The following is an 18,218-nucleotide window of genomic DNA, read 5'->3' on the forward strand; positions in this document are numbered from 1 at the left end:
ATAAAAGGAAAAGAACAATGGCTTACGATGTGATCGTTATCGGAACCGGCCCTGGCGGTTATGTCGCGGCAATCAAGGCGGCTCAGCTCGGCCTGAAGGTTGCGGTCGTCGAAAAGCGCGCGACCTATGGCGGCACCTGCCTGAACGTTGGCTGCATTCCCTCCAAGGCGCTGCTGCATGCTTCCGAGATGTTCCACCAGGCTGCCCACGGCATGGATGCGCTAGGTATCGAGGTTGCGGYGCCGAAGCTCAATCTCGAAAAGATGCTGGCGCACAAGGATGCGACGGTGAAGTCGAATGTCGATGGCGTCGCCTTCCTGTTCAAGAAGAACAAGATCGATGCCTTCCAGGGCACGGGCAAGATCGTCTCGGCAGGCAAGGTTTCCGTCACCGCCGAAGACGGCAAGGTGCAGGAACTTGAAGGCAAGAACATCGTGATTGCTACCGGCTCCGACGTTGCCGGCATTCCGGGCGTCAAGGTCGATATCGATGAGAAGATCATCGTGTCCTCGACGGGTGCGATTGCTCTCGACAAGGTGCCGGAGACGATGATCGTCGTTGGCGGCGGCGTCATCGGCCTCGAGCTCGGCTCGGTCTGGTCGCGCCTTGGCGCCAAGGTCACGGTTATCGAATATCTCGACAAGATTCTCGGTGCGATGGACGGCGATGTTTCCAAGCAATTCCAGCGCATGCTCGGCAAACAGGGCATCGAGATCAATCTTAGCGCCAAGGTTACCGGCGTCGAGAAGGGTGGCAAGGGCGCGAAGGTTACGTTCGAGCCGGTCAAGGGCGGCGACGCGCAGACCGTTGAAGCCGACGTTGTGCTGATCTCGACCGGCCGCATTCCCTACACGGCTGGCCTCGGCCTCGAAGAAGCCGGCGTAAAGCTCGACAACCGCGGCCGCGTCGAAATCGATGGGCACTTCAAGACCAATGTCGAAGGCATCTATGCGATCGGCGATGTGGTGAAGGGTCCGATGCTGGCGCACAAGGCTGAAGACGAAGGCGTTGCACTCGCCGAAATCCTCGCCGGCCAGCACGGCCATGTGAATTACGACGTCATCCCGAGTGTCGTTTACACCCAGCCGGAAGTCGCTTCCGTCGGCAAGACCGAGGAAGAGCTGAAGGCCGCAGGCATCGCCTACAAGACCGGCAAGTTCCCGTTCACCGCCAACGGCCGCGCCCGCGCGATGCTGGCGACCGACGGCTTCGTGAAGATCCTGTCCGACAAGGAAACCGACCGCGTCCTCGGCGGCCACATCGTCGGCTTCGGCGCTGGCGAAATGATCCACGAGATCGCCGTGCTGATGGAATTCGGCGGCTCAGCCGAAGACCTCGGCCGCACCTGCCACGCGCATCCGACGATGTCGGAAGCCGTGAAGGAAGCGGCGCTGGCGGCCTTCTTCAAGCCTATCCATATGTAAGATTGGTCAGCTACTGCCAGAGAAGCCGCGGTCCGACAGGGCCGCGGCTTTTTTGCGCCCGGCATTCCTGAAAGCTTGAGCCCGGAGCCCCCTCACCCTGCCCTCTCCCCGAGGGGAGAGGGGGTGTTAGCGCGCAAGAGGCATCCTCGACTTTCCCTTCTCCCCAGCGGGGAGAAGGTGGCCCGAAGGGCCGGATGAGGGGGTTCCGCGTCAGACGCATCGCGACCTTTTGCAGACATGGAGTCTTCTCGCCGCGCAGACGCGCGGCGGCTGGATTCATGTGGTGGGCACGGGAATGAGGGACGATGTGGGGTGCGCCGGGAAAGTTTCCGGCTCAATTCACCGCAGTAACCGTAAAGCCCTGCTTACGCAGCAGCTGGATCACGCCCTGATCGCCCGGCAGGTGCAGGGCGCCGACGGCCATGAAGACGTTGCCGTTGGCGAGGATGGGTGCGGCGCGGTCGGCCATCACCTTGTTGCGGTCGAGGATGATGCGCTGTTCGAAGGCGGCGTAGTCGCCGTCGCCACCCTCTTCGGGAGATACGGTCTTCAGCATCGGGATGGTCATGCCGACATCGCCCGAGAGATAGAGGTCGGTCATGGTTTCGACGACGTCGTTCATCTTCGGGCCGAGTTCCAGCGTTTCGATCAGTGATTTCAGGTGGAATTCCATCGGCAGCTCGGCCATCGCCTGCAGCTGTTCGGCAAGGGTTTCGAGGCCCTTGACCTGCTTGCCCTGCTTGATCGCGTCGGCGGCGATCTTCTGGTCGAGGAACTGCACGCCCTTGGCCTTCCGGGCGATTTCGCAGGCGGGGAGCGCCACGGCGCTGGCGATCATCCATGGGCGCATGCGCGATACGGCTGAAAGCGGAATGCCGCGCTGCTTCAGTCCAGCGTCGAGACGGGCATAGTCTTCGGGTGACAGCAGCTTGTCGATGGTGGTGCCGTCGGTGAACATGGTGAGATCAGGGCGGGCGAGGAGGGCGGCGGCGGCCTTCTTCTCGTCAAGAATTTCGTCGGATTCGATGACGATCGTATCGGCGCTGTCATGCGCTGCCTGGGCGTAATCAGGAAGGTTCAGGACGCGGGGATCGGTGACATGCATGCTGCCGAGCAGCCAGGAGGGTTTCAGGCCCGGCTTTTCGATCTTCCAGAAGATGCCCTTGCCGTTCGGAACAGCGTCGGCTTCCTTGACGACTTCGGCGTAGCGGGCCGGGTCGCTCTGCTTCAGCTCGGCCATCAGATCCTTGCCGGAGCAGCTGTCATCGGCAGCGGCAGCGGGCGAAACGGAGAAGAGAACGGCGAGCAAGGCTGCGGCCAGCAGCATATGGAAGGCCGCGATCAGCCAGAGCAGGATGTTGCCCGGCTGCGCGATCTGCAGTCTGCGATGGCCGATGGAAATCGTCATGATTGGTGGTTCCGCTCGCGGTGCTTGATCAGTCTCATGCTCTACGCCGCCTTCGCGCATATTCCTTTAAGGGAATGCGTTAACGTATGATTACGCCCTTGGGTGGGCACGATCATAGACTTCGAGCAACCGGGCCGAATCGACGCCCGTATAGACCTGGGTGGTGGAAAGGCTGGCGTGGCCGAGAAGCTCCTGGATGGTGCGCAGATCTCCGCCGCCGGCGAGCAGATGGGTGGCGAAGGAGTGGCGCAGCGCATGCGGCGTTGCGGTTTCCGGCAGGCCAAAGGCGCTGCGCATCGTCTGCATCGTGCGCTGGATGATCGCCGGCTGCAGCTTGCCGCCGCGGGCGCCGCGGAAGAGCGGCTCGGTTGCCTCGAGATGGAACGGGCAAAGCGCGCTGTATTTACCGATCGCCTCACCGACGATGGCAAGTAGGGGGACCAAGCGTGTCTTGTTGCCTTTACCGGTGATACGCAGTGACGTTGCGCCGGCGTGGAAATCTCCAGGTGTCAGATCGAGTGCTTCGGAGATGCGCAGGCCGCAGCCGTAAAGCAGTGTCATGACCGCGGCGTCGCGGGCGGCGATCCAGGGCTCGTCATGCATCTGCGCCTCGCCGCTGACGACGGTTACGGCCTGACGGTCGGAAAGCGGCTTCGGCAGCGATTTCGGCTGTTTGGGTGAGCGCACCGCGCTGGCACCGGCAGCGTTCACCAGGCCCTTCTTTTCGAGATAGCGAAGCAGCGAGCGCAGGCCGGCGAGATTGCGGCCGAGCGAGCGGGCGCCTGATCCTACCTTGCGGCGGGCGGCCAGGAAGGCGCGGAAATCGGCAGGGCGCAACGCCTCGATATCCTTCAGCGTCGTGGGGCCACCGAGATGGCCGGTGAGGAAGGTCAGAAACTGGCGGCTGTCGCGTTCGTATGCGTCGAGCGTATGAGCTGAAAGGCGGCGTTCGCCCGCGAGGCTCATAAGCCAGGCGCTGCGTTCGGCCATCAGCCGCGGATCGGCAATAATCAGAAGTTCGTTCACGGCGGCGGCCTTGATTTTGGTGTTCGCTGCCGATCTTGACCGAGGGACATTATGGAATTGCTAAGATCGGCCAAGCCAGGCTGGAGCCGCGTCCCACCCATTCTTTTTGGTGCTGCTTTGCGCTAAAGCGGTGTCATGCGCCTTCGCTCGATGTTTGCCCAGAATTACCGTTCGCTGCGTTCGATCCGTATGGATCTGGCGGATACGACGCTGTTCCTTGGCGAAAACGGTGCGGGCAAATCCAATCTCTACCGTGCGCTGCAGCTGGTACAGGCGGCGGTGCGGGGACGATTGGCGCACGAGCTTGCAGCGGAAGGCGGGATGCTCTCGGCGCTCTGGTCGGGGACGCGGCGCAAATCCGAGGGACCGGCGCGTATCAGGCTCGAAGTCGAGATCGTCGACGAGGAGCGGGCGATCACGTTTCGCTATCACGTCGAAGCCGGGCTCCGGCCGCCGAAGGCAGCGGCAGGCTTTGCGCTCGAACCACAGGTGAAGGCCGAGGAGCTTTCGGTGGAGACCGGGCGCCGGGCAGTGACGATGATGAAACGTGCCGGGCCTGCCATCTCGGTGCGCGGCGGCGACGGCCGGATGGAGAACTATCCGGATGAAGCACTGACCTCGGAAACGGCGATCGCGCTGCTCGGTGACGCCGGGCATTTTCCCGAGGTTGCGGCCTTCCGGCGGATCGTTAGCAATTGGCGCTTTTTCCATGGCTTTCGCACCGACCGGGCGTCGCCTCTGCGCCACCCCTGCCTCGCCGTCACCGGTCCGATGCTCGATGAGGACGGCGCCAATCTGGCCGCTGTGTTCGCGACGCTTGTCCATACCAGGCAGGATACGGTGGAACTCGACCGTATTCTGGCATCGGCGCTCGGCGGGGCGAAGCTCGTTGTTCCTGATCCGGGAGAGACGGCAGAGTTCGGGCTTATTCTGCCCGATTTTCCGCATCGGGTGTTTCAGCCCCGCGAGCTTTCGGATGGACAGATTCGTTTTCTCGGTCTTGCGGCTGCACTTCTTTCCTATCGGCTGCCGCCATTGATCGCGCTTAACGAACCCGAGGCGAGCCTGCATCCCGATATGCTATTGCCGCTTGCCGACATGATTGCTGAGGCTTCGAAGAGCAGTCAGGTCTGGATCGTGACGCATTCCGAAAAGCTGGCGGAAGCGGTGCGTGAGCGATGCGGCGTTCGTCCGCGCAAGGTGATCCGTGAGAACGGCGCCACCTGGATCGAAGGCATGCGGCTGACGGGCACGATTGCTGGTGACGATGACGAAGACGACTAGCCGTTTTCAGCGGGTTTCCTTTCTGTTGCGTTGCGGGCATGGTCTGCCGCGATGAGCACAGATTCGTCCGATCTCTTTGGCGCATTGTTCGAGACACCACCGGCAACCCGCACGGTTCCGGTGCTCGTTCCGCTGCCTGCACCGCGGCCCTATTCCTACGCCGTGCCTGATGGCATGGCGGTCGAGCCCGGTTCTGTCGTCCAGGTGCCGCTTGGGCCGCGTCAGGTCATCGGCGTCGTCTGGGATGGCGGCGAAGATGGCGTCGATCCGAAGAAGCTGCGGCCGATCACCCATGTCTTCGATTGCCCGCCGCTGACCAAGGAGATGCGCGATTTCATCGATTGGGTCGCCGCCTATACGCTCTCGCCGCCCGGTCTCGTGGCGCGCATGGCTCTTCGGGCTCCGAATGCTTTCGAACCGGAGCCGATGGTGGAAGGCCTGCGCTTCGTCGGCGGCGGACCGGAGAGGATGACACCGGCGCGCGCCCGCGTGCTCGATACGGCTTCCGACGGCGTTTCTTGGACGCGGACAGGGCTCGCCCATGCCGCGGGTGTTTCTACCAGTGTCGTGGATGGCCTGATCAGCCAGGGGATTTTCGAAACCATCTTTCTGCCGCCACCGCCTGTCGTCGCGAAGCCCGATCCGGACTTTGCGCCGTCGCGGCTCGCCGGTCCGCAGAAGGAAGCCGCCGACGAGATTCTGGCCGAGGTGCGCAACGGCGCGTTCGCGGTGTCGCTGATCGACGGCGTGACGGGCTCCGGCAAGACCGAAGTCTATTTCGAGGCGATCGCCGAGACGCTGCGGCGTGGAAAGCAGGTGCTGATCCTGCTGCCGGAGATCGCGCTGACGGCGAGCTTCCTCGAACGTTTTCAGGATCGCTTCGGGGCCAAGCCCGCCGAATGGCATTCGGATCTCGCGCCGCGCATGCGAGAAAAGGTCTGGCGCCAAGCGGTGACCGGCGAGGTGCGCGTCGTTGCCGGTGCGCGCTCGGCGCTGTTCCTGCCGTTCGAGGATCTCGGTCTCATCATCGTCGATGAGGAGCATGACCCGGCCTACAAGCAGGAAGACAGGGTCTATTACAATGCACGCGACATGGCCGTGGTGCGCGGCCGTATCGGTGATTTTCCCGTCGTGCTGGTTTCGGCCACGCCATCGGTGGAGAGCCAGGTCAATGGCCAGAGCGGCCGCTACACGACGATCCATCTGCCGACGCGCTTCGGCGATGCGGCGATGCCTGATCTTCACCTTGTCGATATGCGGCGTCACGCGCCGGAGCGCGGCGGCTTCCTGTCGCCGGTGCTGATCCGGGCGATCGGCAAGACGGTGGAGAAGAAGGAGCAGGCGCTGCTCTTTCTCAACCGCCGTGGCTATGCTCCGCTGACGCTTTGCCGTGTCTGCGGTCACCGCTTCCAATGCCCACAATGTTCAAGCTGGCTCGTGGAGCACCGCTTCCGAAGCCAGCTGCAATGCCATCAATGCGGCCATACCGAGCGCACGCCTGAGGCATGCCCGGAATGCGGCACGCTCGATCATCTCGTCGCCTGTGGCCCCGGGGTGGAGCGGATCGCCGAGGAAGTCGAGCGGCATTTTCCCGACGCGCGCACCATCGTGCTCTCTTCCGATATCACCGGCGGTGTGAAGCGGCTGCGGCTGGAGCTTGATGCGATCGCCAAGGGTGAGGCCGATATCGTCATCGGAACGCAGCTCGTCGCCAAGGGGCATAACTTCCCGCTGATCACGCTGGTTGGTATCGTCGATGCCGATCTCGGCCTCGCCAACGGCGATCCGCGCGCGGCGGAGCGAACCTTCCAGCTGCTGTCGCAGGTTACCGGCCGCGCCGGACGAACGGGTTTGAAGAGCCACGGTCTGTTGCAGACCTATCAGCCGCAGCATCCCGTCATGCAGGCGATCGTCTCGGGCGATGCGGGTGCCTTCTACGAGCGCGAGATCACCGAGCGCGAGCGCGCGATTCTGCCGCCGTTCGGCCGTCTCGCCTCGATCATCGTTTCGGCGGAGACCCGCCAGGATGCGGAGGCTCATGCGCGCGGCATCCGCGGTTCCGCGCCGCAGGTCTCGGGCATTTCCGTGCTGGGACCGGCCGAAGCGCCGCTTGCAATCGTCCGCGGTCGCCATCGTTTCCGGTTGCTCGTCCACGGGCGCCGTAATTCCGATATGCAGGCGTTTCTGAAGACCATGCTGTCGCAGGCGCCGAAAGGGCGTGGCTCCATTCAGGTCCAGCTCGACATCGATCCGCAGAGCTTCCTTTAAAAACAGCGTCTGCTGGCCGTTTTCCACCGCCTGCAATCATGCCATAAGGACTGCCAAACGCGGCATGATTTGGGGTCGATTCATGGAGTTCTATTTTCCGGAAACCTTTGGCGAGCAGCTGGCATTCTGCTGCGCGGCATTCACGGCGGCTGCCGGTTTCGTCATGATGTTCGCGCCCGGTTATGCGATGAAGCTTTTTGGGCTTGCGCCGCGCGGCGAGCGGCGGGACGGCTACGCGGAACAGCGGTCGGTCGGCGGATTCTATCTCGGATTCGGCCTTGCGGCGATCATGCTGGCGCAGGACTTCATCTATATGGCGCTCGGCGCCGCCTTCGCGATGGCGTTTTTCGCACGCATCATTTCGCTCCTTTCAGATAAGGGGAGCGCAATTATCAACTATTTACTTCTGGTTGTGCAGGCGATCCTCGCGGCTGTTCCGCTGGCCTATTCTTTCGGCTTCCTCACAACCTGAATTACCGGGCAGCGGACCGCCTGCTCGCCTGCCTCCACGCCATTTCACGATTTTGCCGATAGAAAATCATTCGAAAGGCATATTCGGGCGTTACGCGTGTTGCGAGTCCCTGCGTCCTATGTTAGACGGACCCCGAATTTCGGAAGAAGCAAGAGGCTTCTCTTGCGATTTCTGGGGGAAATCAAAACGAATTCAAGAGCATAGGTCAGGCGCCCGCCGACGGCCGGATTCTTGAATTGAAATCAGGGAAATTTGTGCCCGTGGCAGACACGTCCCAGCTTACTTCTGGTGTTGCAGAGCGATATGCGTCCTCGCTGTTCGATCTGGCGCTTGAAGAAGGTGCCGTCGAGAGCGTCACCGCTGATCTCGACCGTTTCCAGGCGATGCTGGATGAGAGCGACGACCTGAAGCGTTTCGTCGCCAGCCCGGTATTCTCGGCTGACGATCAGCTGAAGGCTATCGTCGCCATCAGCGAGAAGGCCGGTATTTCCGGTTTCGTCGGTAACTTCCTGAAGGTCGTGGCGCGTAACCGCCGCCTGTTCGCCCTCCCGGGCATGATCAAGGCCTTCCGCATCATCGCTGCCCGTCAGCGTGGCGAAATTTCTGCCGAGGTTGCCTCGGCCCATGCGCTGACCGCAGCGCAGGAAACTGAATTGAAGGCGGCGCTGAAGAGCGCCACCGGCAAAGACGTGGCGATTGCCGTCACGGTTGATCCGTCAATTCTTGGTGGTCTGATCGTGAAGGTCGGGTCCCGTCAGATTGATACGTCGCTTCGTACCAAACTTTCTACTCTCAAGCTTGCATTGAAAGAGGTTGGCTGATGGATATCCGCGCCGCGGAAATTTCCGCAATTCTCAAAGATCAAATCAAAAACTTCGGCAAAGAAGCTGAAGTCTCGGAAGTCGGCCAGGTTCTCTCTGTCGGCGACGGTATTGCTCGCGTTTACGGTCTGGACAACGTTCAGGCCGGTGAAATGGTCGAGTTCCCCGGCGGCATCCGCGGTATGGCCCTGAACCTCGAATCCGACAACGTCGGCGTGGTTATCTTCGGCTCGGACCGTGACATCAAGGAAGGCGACACCGTCAAGCGTACGGGTGCCATCGTTGACGTTCCGGTTGGTCCGGAACTTCTCGGCCGTGTTGTCGACGCTCTCGGCAACCCGATCGACGGCAAGGGCCCGATCAACGCAACGCGCCGTTCGCGCGTTGACGTCAAGGCTCCGGGCATCATTCCGCGTAAGTCGGTTCATGAGCCGATGTCGACCGGCCTCAAGGCTATCGACGCGCTCATCCCGGTCGGCCGTGGCCAGCGCGAGCTCGTCATCGGTGACCGCCAGACCGGCAAGACCGCCATCATTCTCGACGCGATCCTGAACCAGAAGGCTATTCACGAGTCTGGTCCGGAAGGCGAAAAGCTGTTCTGCGTGTACGTCGCTGTCGGCCAGAAGCGCTCGACGGTTGCCCAGTTCGTCAAGGTTCTCGAAGAACGCGGCGCTCTGAAGTACTCGATCATCGTTGCTGCGACGGCTTCCGATCCGGCTCCGATGCAGTTCCTGGCACCGTTTGCCGGTTGCGCCATGGGCGAATACTTCCGTGACAACGGCCAGCACGCTCTCATCGGCTACGACGACCTTTCCAAGCAGGCCGTTTCCTACCGTCAGATGTCGCTCCTGCTGCGCCGCCCGCCGGGCCGCGAAGCTTACCCGGGCGACGTTTTCTACCTTCACTCGCGTCTCCTCGAGCGCGCTGCAAAGATGAGCGACGAAAAGGGCGCCGGTTCGCTGACCGCTCTGCCGGTCATCGAAACGCAGGGTAACGACGTTTCGGCGTTCATCCCGACCAACGTGATCTCGATCACCGACGGCCAGATCTTCCTCGAAACCGACCTGTTCTATCAGGGTATCCGCCCGGCTGTTAACGTCGGTCTGTCGGTTTCGCGCGTCGGTTCTGCCGCGCAGATCAAGGCGATGAAGCAGGTTGCCGGCTCGATCAAGGGCGAACTCGCCCAGTACCGCGAAATGGCCGCCTTCGCTCAGTTCGGTTCGGACCTCGATGCCTCGACGCAGCGCCTGCTGAACCGCGGCGCACGTCTGACCGAACTTCTGAAGCAGCCGCAGTTCTCGCCGCTGAAGACCGAAGAGCAGGTTGCTGTGATCTTCGCTGGCGTGAATGGCTATCTCGACAAGATTGCCGTCAACCAGATCGGCAAGTTCGAACAGGGTCTGCTTTCCTACCTCCGCTCGGAAGGTAAGGCGATCCTCGATACGATCCGCACGGAAAAGGCCATCAGCGACGATACGAAGGGCAAGCTCGTTGCTGCTCTCGACTCGTTCTCGAAGTCTTTCGCCTGATCGGGCTCAGTTAGGACGGATAACGGATGCCTTCACTTAAGGATCTGAAAAACCGGATCGCCTCCGTCAAGGCGACGCAGAAGATTACCAAGGCGATGAAAATGGTCGCCGCGGCTAAGCTTCGGCGTGCGCAGGAGGCGGCCGAGGCCGCCCGGCCTTATTCGGAGCGCATGGCGGCTGTTCTCGCGAACATCGCCCATGCAGTTACCGACGCCGACGGTGCGCCGTTGCTCATGACCGGTACAGGCAAGGATCAGGTTCACCTGCTCGTCGTCTGCACCGCAGAGCGCGGTCTTTGCGGCGGTTTCAACTCGCAGATTTCGCGTTTTGCACGTGATCATGCCCGCAAGCTCATTGCTCAGGGCAAGACCGTCAAGATCTTCACCGTTGGCAAGAAGGGCTACGACAGCCTGCGCCGCGAATTCTCTTCGCTCATCACCGAGCGCAAGGAACTGCGCGACGTCAAGCGTGTCGGCTTCGAGAATGCGGACCAGATCGGCAAGCGCATCATCGAGATGTTCGAAGCTGGTGAGTTCGACGTCTGCACGTTGTTCTATTCCGAGTTCAAGTCGGTCATCAGCCAGATCCCGACGGCACAGCAGATCATTCCCGCGAAGGTGCCGGAAGGCGTCACCGAGGATGCTGCCCATGCCGGCGCTGTCTATGAATACGAGCCGGATCCGGCATCGATCCTTGAGGATCTGATTCCGCGCAACATTTCTGTCCAGATCTTCCGCGCACTGCTTGAAAACGCAGCTGGCGAGATGGGCGCGAAGATGAGCGCCATGGACAACGCGACACGTAACGCAGGTGAGATGATCAACAAGCTGACGCTCAACTACAATCGTCAGCGTCAGGCGCAGATCACCAAGGAACTCATTGAAATCATTTCGGGCGCGGAAGCGCTCTGAGGTTAGAGAAAGAGGGTATTAGAATGGCTAGGGCAGCTACCCCGAAGGCGGCAGCGAAGACCGCCGCTAAGAAGACCGCCACAGGCTCTGTCGGCAAGGTCACACAGGTTATCGGCGCCGTCGTCGACGTGGCTTTCGAAGGCGAACTGCCGGCGATTTTGAACGCGCTCGAAACCACGAACATGGGCAACCGCCTGGTTCTTGAAGTCGCGCAGCACCTCGGTGAAAACGTCGTGCGTACGATCGCCATGGACTCGTCCGAAGGTCTCGTCCGTGGCCAGGAAGTTTTCGACACCGGCGCGCCGATCTCGGTTCCGGTCGGTCCGGAAACGCTCGGCCGTATCATGAACGTCATCGGCGAGCCGGTTGACGAAGCCGGTCCGCTGGTCACCGCTTCCAAGCGCGCCATCCACCAGGATGCACCGTCTTACGTCGAACAGTCGACGGAAGCACAGATCCTGGTTACCGGCATCAAGGTCGTCGACCTTCTCGCGCCTTACGCAAAGGGCGGCAAGATCGGCCTCTTCGGCGGCGCAGGCGTCGGCAAGACCGTTCTCATCATGGAACTGATCAACAACGTCGCCAAGGCGCACGGTGGTTACTCGGTGTTCGCAGGCGTGGGTGAACGTACCCGCGAAGGCAACGACCTCTACCACGAAATGATCGAGTCCGGCGTCAACAAGCACGGCGGCGGCGAAGGCTCGAAGGCAGCCCTCGTTTACGGCCAGATGAACGAACCGCCGGGCGCCCGCGCTCGCGTCGCTCTGACGGGTCTGACGGTTGCTGAAAACTTCCGCGACCAGGGCCAGGACGTTCTGTTCTTCGTCGACAACATCTTCCGCTTCACGCAGGCAGGTTCCGAAGTTTCGGCTCTGCTCGGCCGTATTCCTTCGGCCGTTGGCTATCAGCCGACGCTCGCAACGGACATGGGCCAGATGCAGGAACGCATCACCACGACGACGACCGGTTCGATCACCTCGGTTCAGGCCATTTACGTTCCGGCCGACGACTTGACCGACCCGGCTCCGGCAACTTCGTTCGCCCACTTGGACGCAACGACCGTTCTGTCGCGTTCGATCGCTGAAAAGGGCATCTATCCGGCCGTTGACCCGCTCGACTCCACGTCGCGCATGCTCGACCCGATGGTTGTCGGCGAAGAGCACTACGAAGTCGCTCGTAAGGTTCAGTCGACGCTGCAGCGCTACAAGTCCCTGCAGGACATCATCGCCATCCTGGGTATGGACGAACTGTCTGAAGAAGACCGTCTGGCCGTTGCCCGCGCCCGCAAGATCGAGCGCTTCCTGTCGCAGCCGTTCTTCGTCGCCGAAGTCTTCACCGGTTCGCCGGGCAAGCTCGTCGCGCTCGAGGACACGATCAAGGGCTTCAAGGGCTTGGTCAACGGCGACTACGACGACATGCCGGAAGCAGCCTTCTACATGGTCGGCTCGATGGAAGAAGCCATCGAAAAGGCCAAGAAGCTCTCCGCAGCCGCTTGATGAGCGACGCGCAAGACGAGATTTTCTGCTGCGACTCCCTTCGGGTGGTCGTGGCAGATCTTCCGGAACCCGCAGCGCCCACCGTCTACAGGGCGGATAACGGTGCGCTGATGATGGTTGTCGGATTGGTTCAGGCCGAAGAAGGCCTCGGCTATCTCGATCAGGCGATACAGCACTGCCCGTTCTGCGGGACCAAACTGCAAGATGCAAAGGCCGAGAAGGTAAGTCACTGATGGCTGACAATTTCAATTTTGAACTCGTATCTCCGGAGCGTCTGCTCCTGTCGGAGATGGTGACGGAAGTTGTCATTCCGGCAACCGAGGGCGAGATGACGGTCATGGCCCACCATGCGCCGACGATGACGACCATCAAGCCCGGCATCGTCAGCGTTCGCTCGGCCTCCGGCAGCAAGCAGGACTACGTCGTGTTCGGCGGCTTCGCCGACATCCTGCCGACGGGCTGCACGCTGCTCGCCGAATCGGCCGTTCCGGTCGAGGAAATCAACAAGGACGAACTGACCCGCCGTATCGAAGCGGCGCAGAAGGATCTCGATGATGCCGAGCATCACGAGCACAAGTCCAAGCTCGAGCAGTTCATCCTCGAACTCACGCATCTGCGTGGCGTTGTCGAACAGGACTGATCGGGAATAGTCCCAAATGATCGAAAGCGGCCTTCAGGGCCGCTTTTTTCGTTTTGGGCACATGAGTGCCGATCCACTAGCAATGAACATGAGATCTTGAGTATCTGGCGGTCGCGGGCGGCCCACTATCGGCTCTAGATTTTGGCTTCCACGCCTAATAGGGTCCCTCAACTATTCGCAATTGCTGCAGGGAGTTCCCATGAAAAATATTCAGCTTTCGACCTCGGGCGTGTCGGTATCGAGTGTCGTGCTCGGCCTGATGCGGATCAACACGCTGGATGACAGCGGAATTAAAGCCCTCTACTCGGCGGCCCGGGAGATCGGCGTCAATATTTTCGATCACGCGGACATCTATGGCGGCGCGCCCCATCGCTGCGAAGCACGGTTTGGTGACGCTCTTCGCCTCACAGCCGACGAACGGGACCAGATCGTCATTCAAAGCAAATGCGGGATCCGGCCGGGATATTTCGATTTCTCCAAGGAACATATCCTCGCAAGCGTCGACCGGTCCCTCAAGGCCCTGCGGAGCGACTATCTGGACGTGCTTCTATTGCATCGGCCCGATGCGCTGGTGGAGCCGGAAGAGGTCGCAGAGGCATTCGACAAGCTCCATGCATCGGGCAAGGTTCGCCATTTCGGTGTTTCGAACCATACGCCAGGCCAGATCGATTTGCTGAAGACAGCTGTTACCCAGCCGATCATAGCAAATCAAATCCAGCTGAGCGTTGCCCACGCGCCGTCTATCGCATTCGGGGTTGCCGCCAATATGGGTGGATCTGAGCAGTCGATCGACCGGGATGGCGAGCTCGTCAACTACAGCCGGATCAATAACATCACATTGCAGGCGTGGTCGCCGTTCCAGCATGGTTTCTTTGAAGGCATTTTCCTGGGCGACCGCGAGAATTATCCGGAGCTCAACAAGGTTCTGGACCAACTTGCGGAAACTTACGGTGCGACGCCTGCTGCCATTGCTGTCGCGTGGATCGCGCGTCATCCCGCCAAAATTCAGACGGTGCTGGGAACGACGAACCCCCAACGCCTGCGTGACAGCGCGATCGGAGCTGACATCGAGCTGAGCCGCGAGGAGTGGTACCGGATGTTCAAGGCGGCCGGCTATCAACTGCCGTAAAACGTGGAAGCCAACGGGAAGCGTTGCGCCGGCTCAGTAAGGACCGGCGCTGCCCCCCTGCAGACACTTAGGCGGCGAGCCGCTCGGCCTGCAGGAAGCTCTCCAGCGCTGCCGCCTCTTCCTTGCTGAGATAGAGCCCCTTCTTGCTGCGCCGCCAGAGGACATCCTCGGCGGTGAAGGCCCATTCGTTCTGCATGAGATAGCGCACCTCCGCCTCGTAGAGATCCGATCCGAAATGCCTGCCGAGATCAGCTGATGACGCGGCCTTGCCGAGCAGCACATTGGCCCTGGTGCCATAGCGGCGCGTCAGCCGGCGGGCATGGCTGTCGGCGAGGAACGGATACACAGCCTTCAACTTGCCAACCTCCGCCTCATAACCCTGCACCGGAAAATCCCCGCCCGGCAGATGGCTCTTCGCCGTCCACGGACTGCCCTTGACGCCGATCGCCTCGCCGATCTTTTCCAGCGCATGTTCCGACAGCCGCCGGTAGGTCGTCAGCTTGCCGCCGAAGACATTGAGCAGCGGTGTATTGTTGACTTCGCTGCCGTCTTTCCCCTCGAGCTTCAGCACATAGTCGCGCGTCGCTTCCTGCGCCTTCGAGGCGCCATCGTCGAACAGCGGGCGAACCGCCGAATAGGTCCAGACGATATCCTCGGGCTTTACCGGCTCCTTGAAATACTCGCTTGCCGCATTGCAGAGATAGGTGGTCTCTTCGCCGGAGATCCTGACATCCCTGGGATCGCCGGTGTAATCGCGGTCGGTGGTGCCGATCAGCGTGAAGTCGGTCTCATAAGGAATGGCGAAGATGATGCGGTTGTCGGGGTTCTGGAAGAAATAGGCCTTGGGACCCTCGAACTTCTTCCTAACGATGATGTGGCTGCCCTGGACGAGGCGGACGTGGCGTGCCTCGTTCTCGCCGAAGGCGGCACGGATCACATGATCGACCCAGGGACCGGCGGCATTGACCAGCATGCGGGCCTGATGCGTCGAATTGCGCCCAGACAGCGTATCGACCGTCTCGATGATCCAGAGGCCGTTCTCGCGCCTGGCCGACACCACTTTCGTGCGCGGCATGATCAGCGCGCCGCGATCGCTGGCATCCCTGGCGTTGAGCACCACCATGCGGGCATCGTCGACCCAGCCGTCGGAATATTCGAAGGCTTTGGCAAACAGCGCCTTCAGCGGCTTGCCGGCCGGATCGGTTCGCATGTCGAGCGTTGCCGTCGGCGGCAGAAGCTTGCGGCCACCCAAGTGATCATAGAGGAACAGCCCGAGACGGATCAGCCAGGCCGGGCGGATGCCGCCCTTGTGGTAGGGCAGCACGAAGCGCATCGGCCAGATGATGTGCGGCGCCATCGCCCAGAGCACTTCGCGCTCCATCAGCGATTCCCTGACCAGCCGGAATTCGTAATGCTCGAGATAGCGCAGACCGCCATGGATGAGCTTGGTGGCACCCGACGACGTGCCCGAGGCGAAGTCGTTCATCTCGGCCAGCGCTACAGAATAGCCGCGGCCAGCCGCATCCCGGGCGATCCCGCAGCCGTTGATCCCGCCGCCGATCACGAATAGGTCGAAAATCTGCCCGCTCACGCACGCTCTCCAATGATTTAGTGCTTAAAAATGAAATCCGTTAAGCGCTAAAACGAAAGAAAGTGAATGTCAAACGAACCTTTTGCGACGATGCAGATTTAATCTTTCCCGCCGTCCGTCCTGTTGGTCTCAACCAGGCTGATACCGCCCTCGGAACAGATCCGCCGCAGCGAATCCAGGGCGCATTCATCGGTGACGAAGGTGTGGACCTGCGAGAGATGGCCGATACGGACAGGCGCGGTGCGCTCGAACTTGGTGGAATCGGCGACCAGGACCACGTGCCGGGCGTTGGCCATGATTGCCTGGGCAACCTTGACTTCGCGGTAGTCGAAATCGAGCAGCGCGCCATCCGGATCGATCGCTGAGGCGCCGATCACGGCGTAGTCGACCTTGAACTGGCGGATGAAATCGACGGCCGCCTCGCCGACGATGCCGCCATCGGAATGGCGCACGACACCGCCAGCGATCACCACCTCGATCGAGGGGAAGAGCCGCAAGCGGCTGGCGACGTTGATGTTATTGGTGATGACCATCAGCTCATGATGCTCGATCAGTGCTTCGCCAACGGCTTCGGTCGTCGTGCCGATATTGATGAACAGAGAGGCATTGTTGGGGATGAGGGCTGCGGTTGCCCGGCCGATCGCCGTCTTCTCGTTGGCGGCGATCGAGCGTCGTGCCTCGTATTTGACGTTCTCCGTACCACCCGGAAAGATCGCGCCGCCATGGATGCGGGTCAGCACACGACTGTCGCAGAGATCGTTGAGATCCTTGCGGATGGTCTGCGGGGTCACCGAGAAACGCGCCGCCAGATCTTCTACCAGCACGCGGCCCTCGGACTTGGCGATATCGAGGATCTCGGTCTGCCGTCCGGACAGAAACATGCTGCGCCTCCCTTTCTTTCGTTTTTTGCGATCATATGTTAAAGCGAAAATTGCGCAATCGGCGACTGAAAGCCGACGCCGGGAGGGCCATCGCGTGTTTGATCCAAAGCTTTTCGAAAACCGCAATGTTGTTGTCACCGGCGCGGGCCGCGGCATCGGCCTCGAAGTCGTCCGGCAATTTCTTGATTGCGGTGCGCGTGTTGCCGTTCATACCGGCCGGAGCACCGAACGGCAGCTGCCAGACTTCCTGACGGCTGCGGAAGCGGACGGCCGTGCGGTGCTGATCGCTGGCGATTTTACCGCTTCCGGCGGTACCGCAAAATTTGCGGATCAGGTTCTTCAGGCGTTCGGCAGCGTCCACGTGCTGGTCAACAATGCGGGCACGATGGTCGGCCGGTTTCCGGCAGGCGAGCTTACCGACAGCGAATATGAAGCGATCACTCGGCTCAATCAGACATCCGTCGTCGAGGTGACGCGTGCGCTTCTCCCCGCGTTGCGGGCCGCCAACGGCGCGGCGATCGTCAATACCGTGTCGATTTCGGCGCTGACCGGCGGCAGTCCGGGATCGGCGATCTATTCGGCTTCGAAAGCCTTCGTTTCCACCTATTCCAAGGCGTTGGCGCGCGAGCTTGCGCCCGATGCGATCCGTGTCAATTGCGTGTCGCCAGGGACGATCGAGACGGATTTCCACGAGCGTTATTCGTCGCGCGAAAAGCTGGAGCAGACCCGCAAAACCATTCCGCTGCAGCGGCTCGGAACCGCTGCGGACTGCGCCCCTGCCTATCTTTTCCTGGCGGCGCCCGCACTCTCCGGCTACATCACCGGCCAAGTCTTGGAAATTAATGGCGGCCAGCTTATCTGCTGATTTACTTGGACTATTTTTGGTATTTTAGTAAAATTGCGCAGTATAACGGTGCGAATATGCTATCGCTTGGGCCCGTCCTAACGCGTCCATCAGAGAATCCGAATGCCATTGCCTACAACTGCGCCGGGAACAGCTGGTCAGGAATTGAAGAAGCTTGCTGAGAAAGCTCATGAAGCAAGCAGCCTCCTCAAGGCAATGGCGCACCAGACGCGGCTCCTCATTCTCTGCATTCTTGCCGAAGAGGAAAAGACCGTCAGCGAGATCGAAGAGCTGCTCGGCGTGCAACAGGCGATGGTCTCGCAGCAGCTGGCGCGGCTGCGGATGGAAGGTCTGGTCAATACCCGCCGTGAGGGACGTCTCGTCTACTACAGCCTCGGAAACGAGAGTGTCGCCTCCTTCCTGGATTCGCTTTTCGCGCTGTTTCCTGGAGCCGCAGCGGCCCGATAGCCGCTCTTGCTAAGCGTGTGTTCTCC

The 18,218-nt window shown here is 61.1% G+C and carries 17 protein-coding genes; 13 read left to right on the top strand and 4 right to left on the bottom strand.

Going from position 1 to position 18,218, the window contains the following annotated elements:
• The first annotated feature begins 17 nt into the window (after positions 1–17).
• On the top strand, positions 18–1,424 hold the full coding sequence (lpdA, locus tag AC1DIJ_RS09070) for a dihydrolipoyl dehydrogenase (protein WP_477831376.1): 1,407 nt from the start codon (positions 18–20) through the stop codon (positions 1,422–1,424).
• Between the two features lie 334 nt (positions 1,425–1,758).
• On the opposite strand, the gene AC1DIJ_RS09075 is transcribed toward lpdA, so the two are convergent.
• Both AC1DIJ_RS09075 and AC1DIJ_RS09080 read right to left on the bottom strand, forming a co-directional pair.
• Positions 1,759–2,832, bottom strand: coding sequence for a TraB/GumN family protein (locus tag AC1DIJ_RS09075; RefSeq protein ID WP_112385769.1), 1,074 nt, complete (start codon positions 2,830–2,832; stop codon positions 1,759–1,761).
• 90 nt (positions 2,833–2,922) lie between these two features.
• Positions 2,923–3,858 carry a tyrosine recombinase XerC gene (locus AC1DIJ_RS09080; RefSeq protein ID WP_112385768.1) on the bottom strand — a complete coding sequence of 312 codons (936 nt, stop codon included), beginning with the start codon at positions 3,856–3,858 and terminating at the stop codon, positions 2,923–2,925.
• Between the two features lie 135 nt (positions 3,859–3,993).
• On the opposite strand from AC1DIJ_RS09080, the gene AC1DIJ_RS09085 reads away from it, so the two are divergent.
• From AC1DIJ_RS09085 to AC1DIJ_RS09130, 10 genes are all read left to right on the top strand, one after another.
• Positions 3,994–5,142 carry an AAA family ATPase gene (locus tag AC1DIJ_RS09085; RefSeq protein WP_112385767.1) on the top strand — a complete coding sequence of 383 codons (1,149 nt, stop codon included), beginning with the start codon at positions 3,994–3,996 and terminating at the stop codon, positions 5,140–5,142.
• A gap of 51 nt (positions 5,143–5,193) precedes the next feature.
• Positions 5,194–7,410: a primosomal protein N' gene (locus tag AC1DIJ_RS09090; protein ID WP_112385766.1), complete on the top strand. Its 2,217-nt coding sequence runs from the start codon at positions 5,194–5,196 to the stop codon at positions 7,408–7,410.
• An 82-nt stretch (positions 7,411–7,492) separates the two neighbouring features.
• On the top strand, positions 7,493–7,882 hold the full coding sequence (locus tag AC1DIJ_RS09095; protein ID WP_477831386.1) for an AGROH133_08824 family phage infection protein: 390 nt from the start codon (positions 7,493–7,495) through the stop codon (positions 7,880–7,882).
• A gap of 254 nt (positions 7,883–8,136) precedes the next feature.
• Complete coding sequence (locus tag AC1DIJ_RS09100; protein WP_112385764.1) at positions 8,137–8,703, top strand: F0F1 ATP synthase subunit delta; 567 nt, start codon at positions 8,137–8,139, stop codon at positions 8,701–8,703.
• Positions 8,703–10,232: a F0F1 ATP synthase subunit alpha gene (gene atpA, locus AC1DIJ_RS09105; RefSeq protein ID WP_112385763.1), complete on the top strand. Its 1,530-nt coding sequence runs from the start codon at positions 8,703–8,705 to the stop codon at positions 10,230–10,232. Before AC1DIJ_RS09100 ends, atpA begins: the two co-directional genes overlap by 1 nt.
• Positions 10,233–10,258: 26 nt before the next feature.
• Positions 10,259–11,143 (top strand): F0F1 ATP synthase subunit gamma, encoded by an 885-nt coding sequence (locus tag AC1DIJ_RS09110; RefSeq protein ID WP_112385762.1) that lies wholly within the window; start codon positions 10,259–10,261, stop codon positions 11,141–11,143.
• A 23-nt stretch (positions 11,144–11,166) separates the two neighbouring features.
• Positions 11,167–12,639: a F0F1 ATP synthase subunit beta gene (atpD, locus tag AC1DIJ_RS09115; RefSeq protein WP_112385761.1), complete on the top strand. Its 1,473-nt coding sequence runs from the start codon at positions 11,167–11,169 to the stop codon at positions 12,637–12,639.
• Positions 12,639–12,872 (top strand): hypothetical protein, encoded by a 234-nt coding sequence (locus AC1DIJ_RS09120; protein ID WP_112385760.1) that lies wholly within the window; start codon positions 12,639–12,641, stop codon positions 12,870–12,872. Before atpD ends, AC1DIJ_RS09120 begins: the two co-directional genes overlap by 1 nt.
• Entirely contained in the window at positions 12,872–13,279 is a 408-nt protein-coding gene (locus tag AC1DIJ_RS09125; protein ID WP_112385759.1) for a F0F1 ATP synthase subunit epsilon, read from the top strand. Before AC1DIJ_RS09120 ends, AC1DIJ_RS09125 begins: the two co-directional genes overlap by 1 nt.
• Positions 13,280–13,478: 199 nt before the next feature.
• Complete coding sequence (locus AC1DIJ_RS09130; protein ID WP_112385758.1) at positions 13,479–14,408, top strand: aldo/keto reductase; 930 nt, start codon at positions 13,479–13,481, stop codon at positions 14,406–14,408.
• A gap of 67 nt (positions 14,409–14,475) precedes the next feature.
• On the opposite strand, the gene glpD is transcribed toward AC1DIJ_RS09130, so the two are convergent.
• Complete coding sequence (glpD, locus tag AC1DIJ_RS09135; protein ID WP_112385757.1) at positions 14,476–15,999, bottom strand: glycerol-3-phosphate dehydrogenase; 1,524 nt, start codon at positions 15,997–15,999, stop codon at positions 14,476–14,478.
• A gap of 98 nt (positions 16,000–16,097) precedes the next feature.
• Positions 16,098–16,880: a DeoR/GlpR family DNA-binding transcription regulator gene (locus AC1DIJ_RS09140; RefSeq protein WP_112385756.1), complete on the bottom strand. Its 783-nt coding sequence runs from the start codon at positions 16,878–16,880 to the stop codon at positions 16,098–16,100.
• A 94-nt stretch (positions 16,881–16,974) separates the two neighbouring features.
• On the opposite strand from AC1DIJ_RS09140, the gene AC1DIJ_RS09145 reads away from it, so the two are divergent.
• On the top strand, positions 16,975–17,745 hold the full coding sequence (locus AC1DIJ_RS09145; protein WP_112385755.1) for an SDR family oxidoreductase: 771 nt from the start codon (positions 16,975–16,977) through the stop codon (positions 17,743–17,745).
• 102 nt (positions 17,746–17,847) lie between these two features.
• A complete protein-coding gene (locus tag AC1DIJ_RS09150; RefSeq protein ID WP_112385754.1) occupies positions 17,848–18,192 on the top strand; it encodes an ArsR/SmtB family transcription factor in 345 nt (114 codons plus the stop codon).
• The last annotated feature ends 26 nt before the right edge of the window (positions 18,193–18,218 follow it).

The sequence above is a fragment of the Rhizobium sp. 10N427 genome (genome assembly GCF_056394605.1).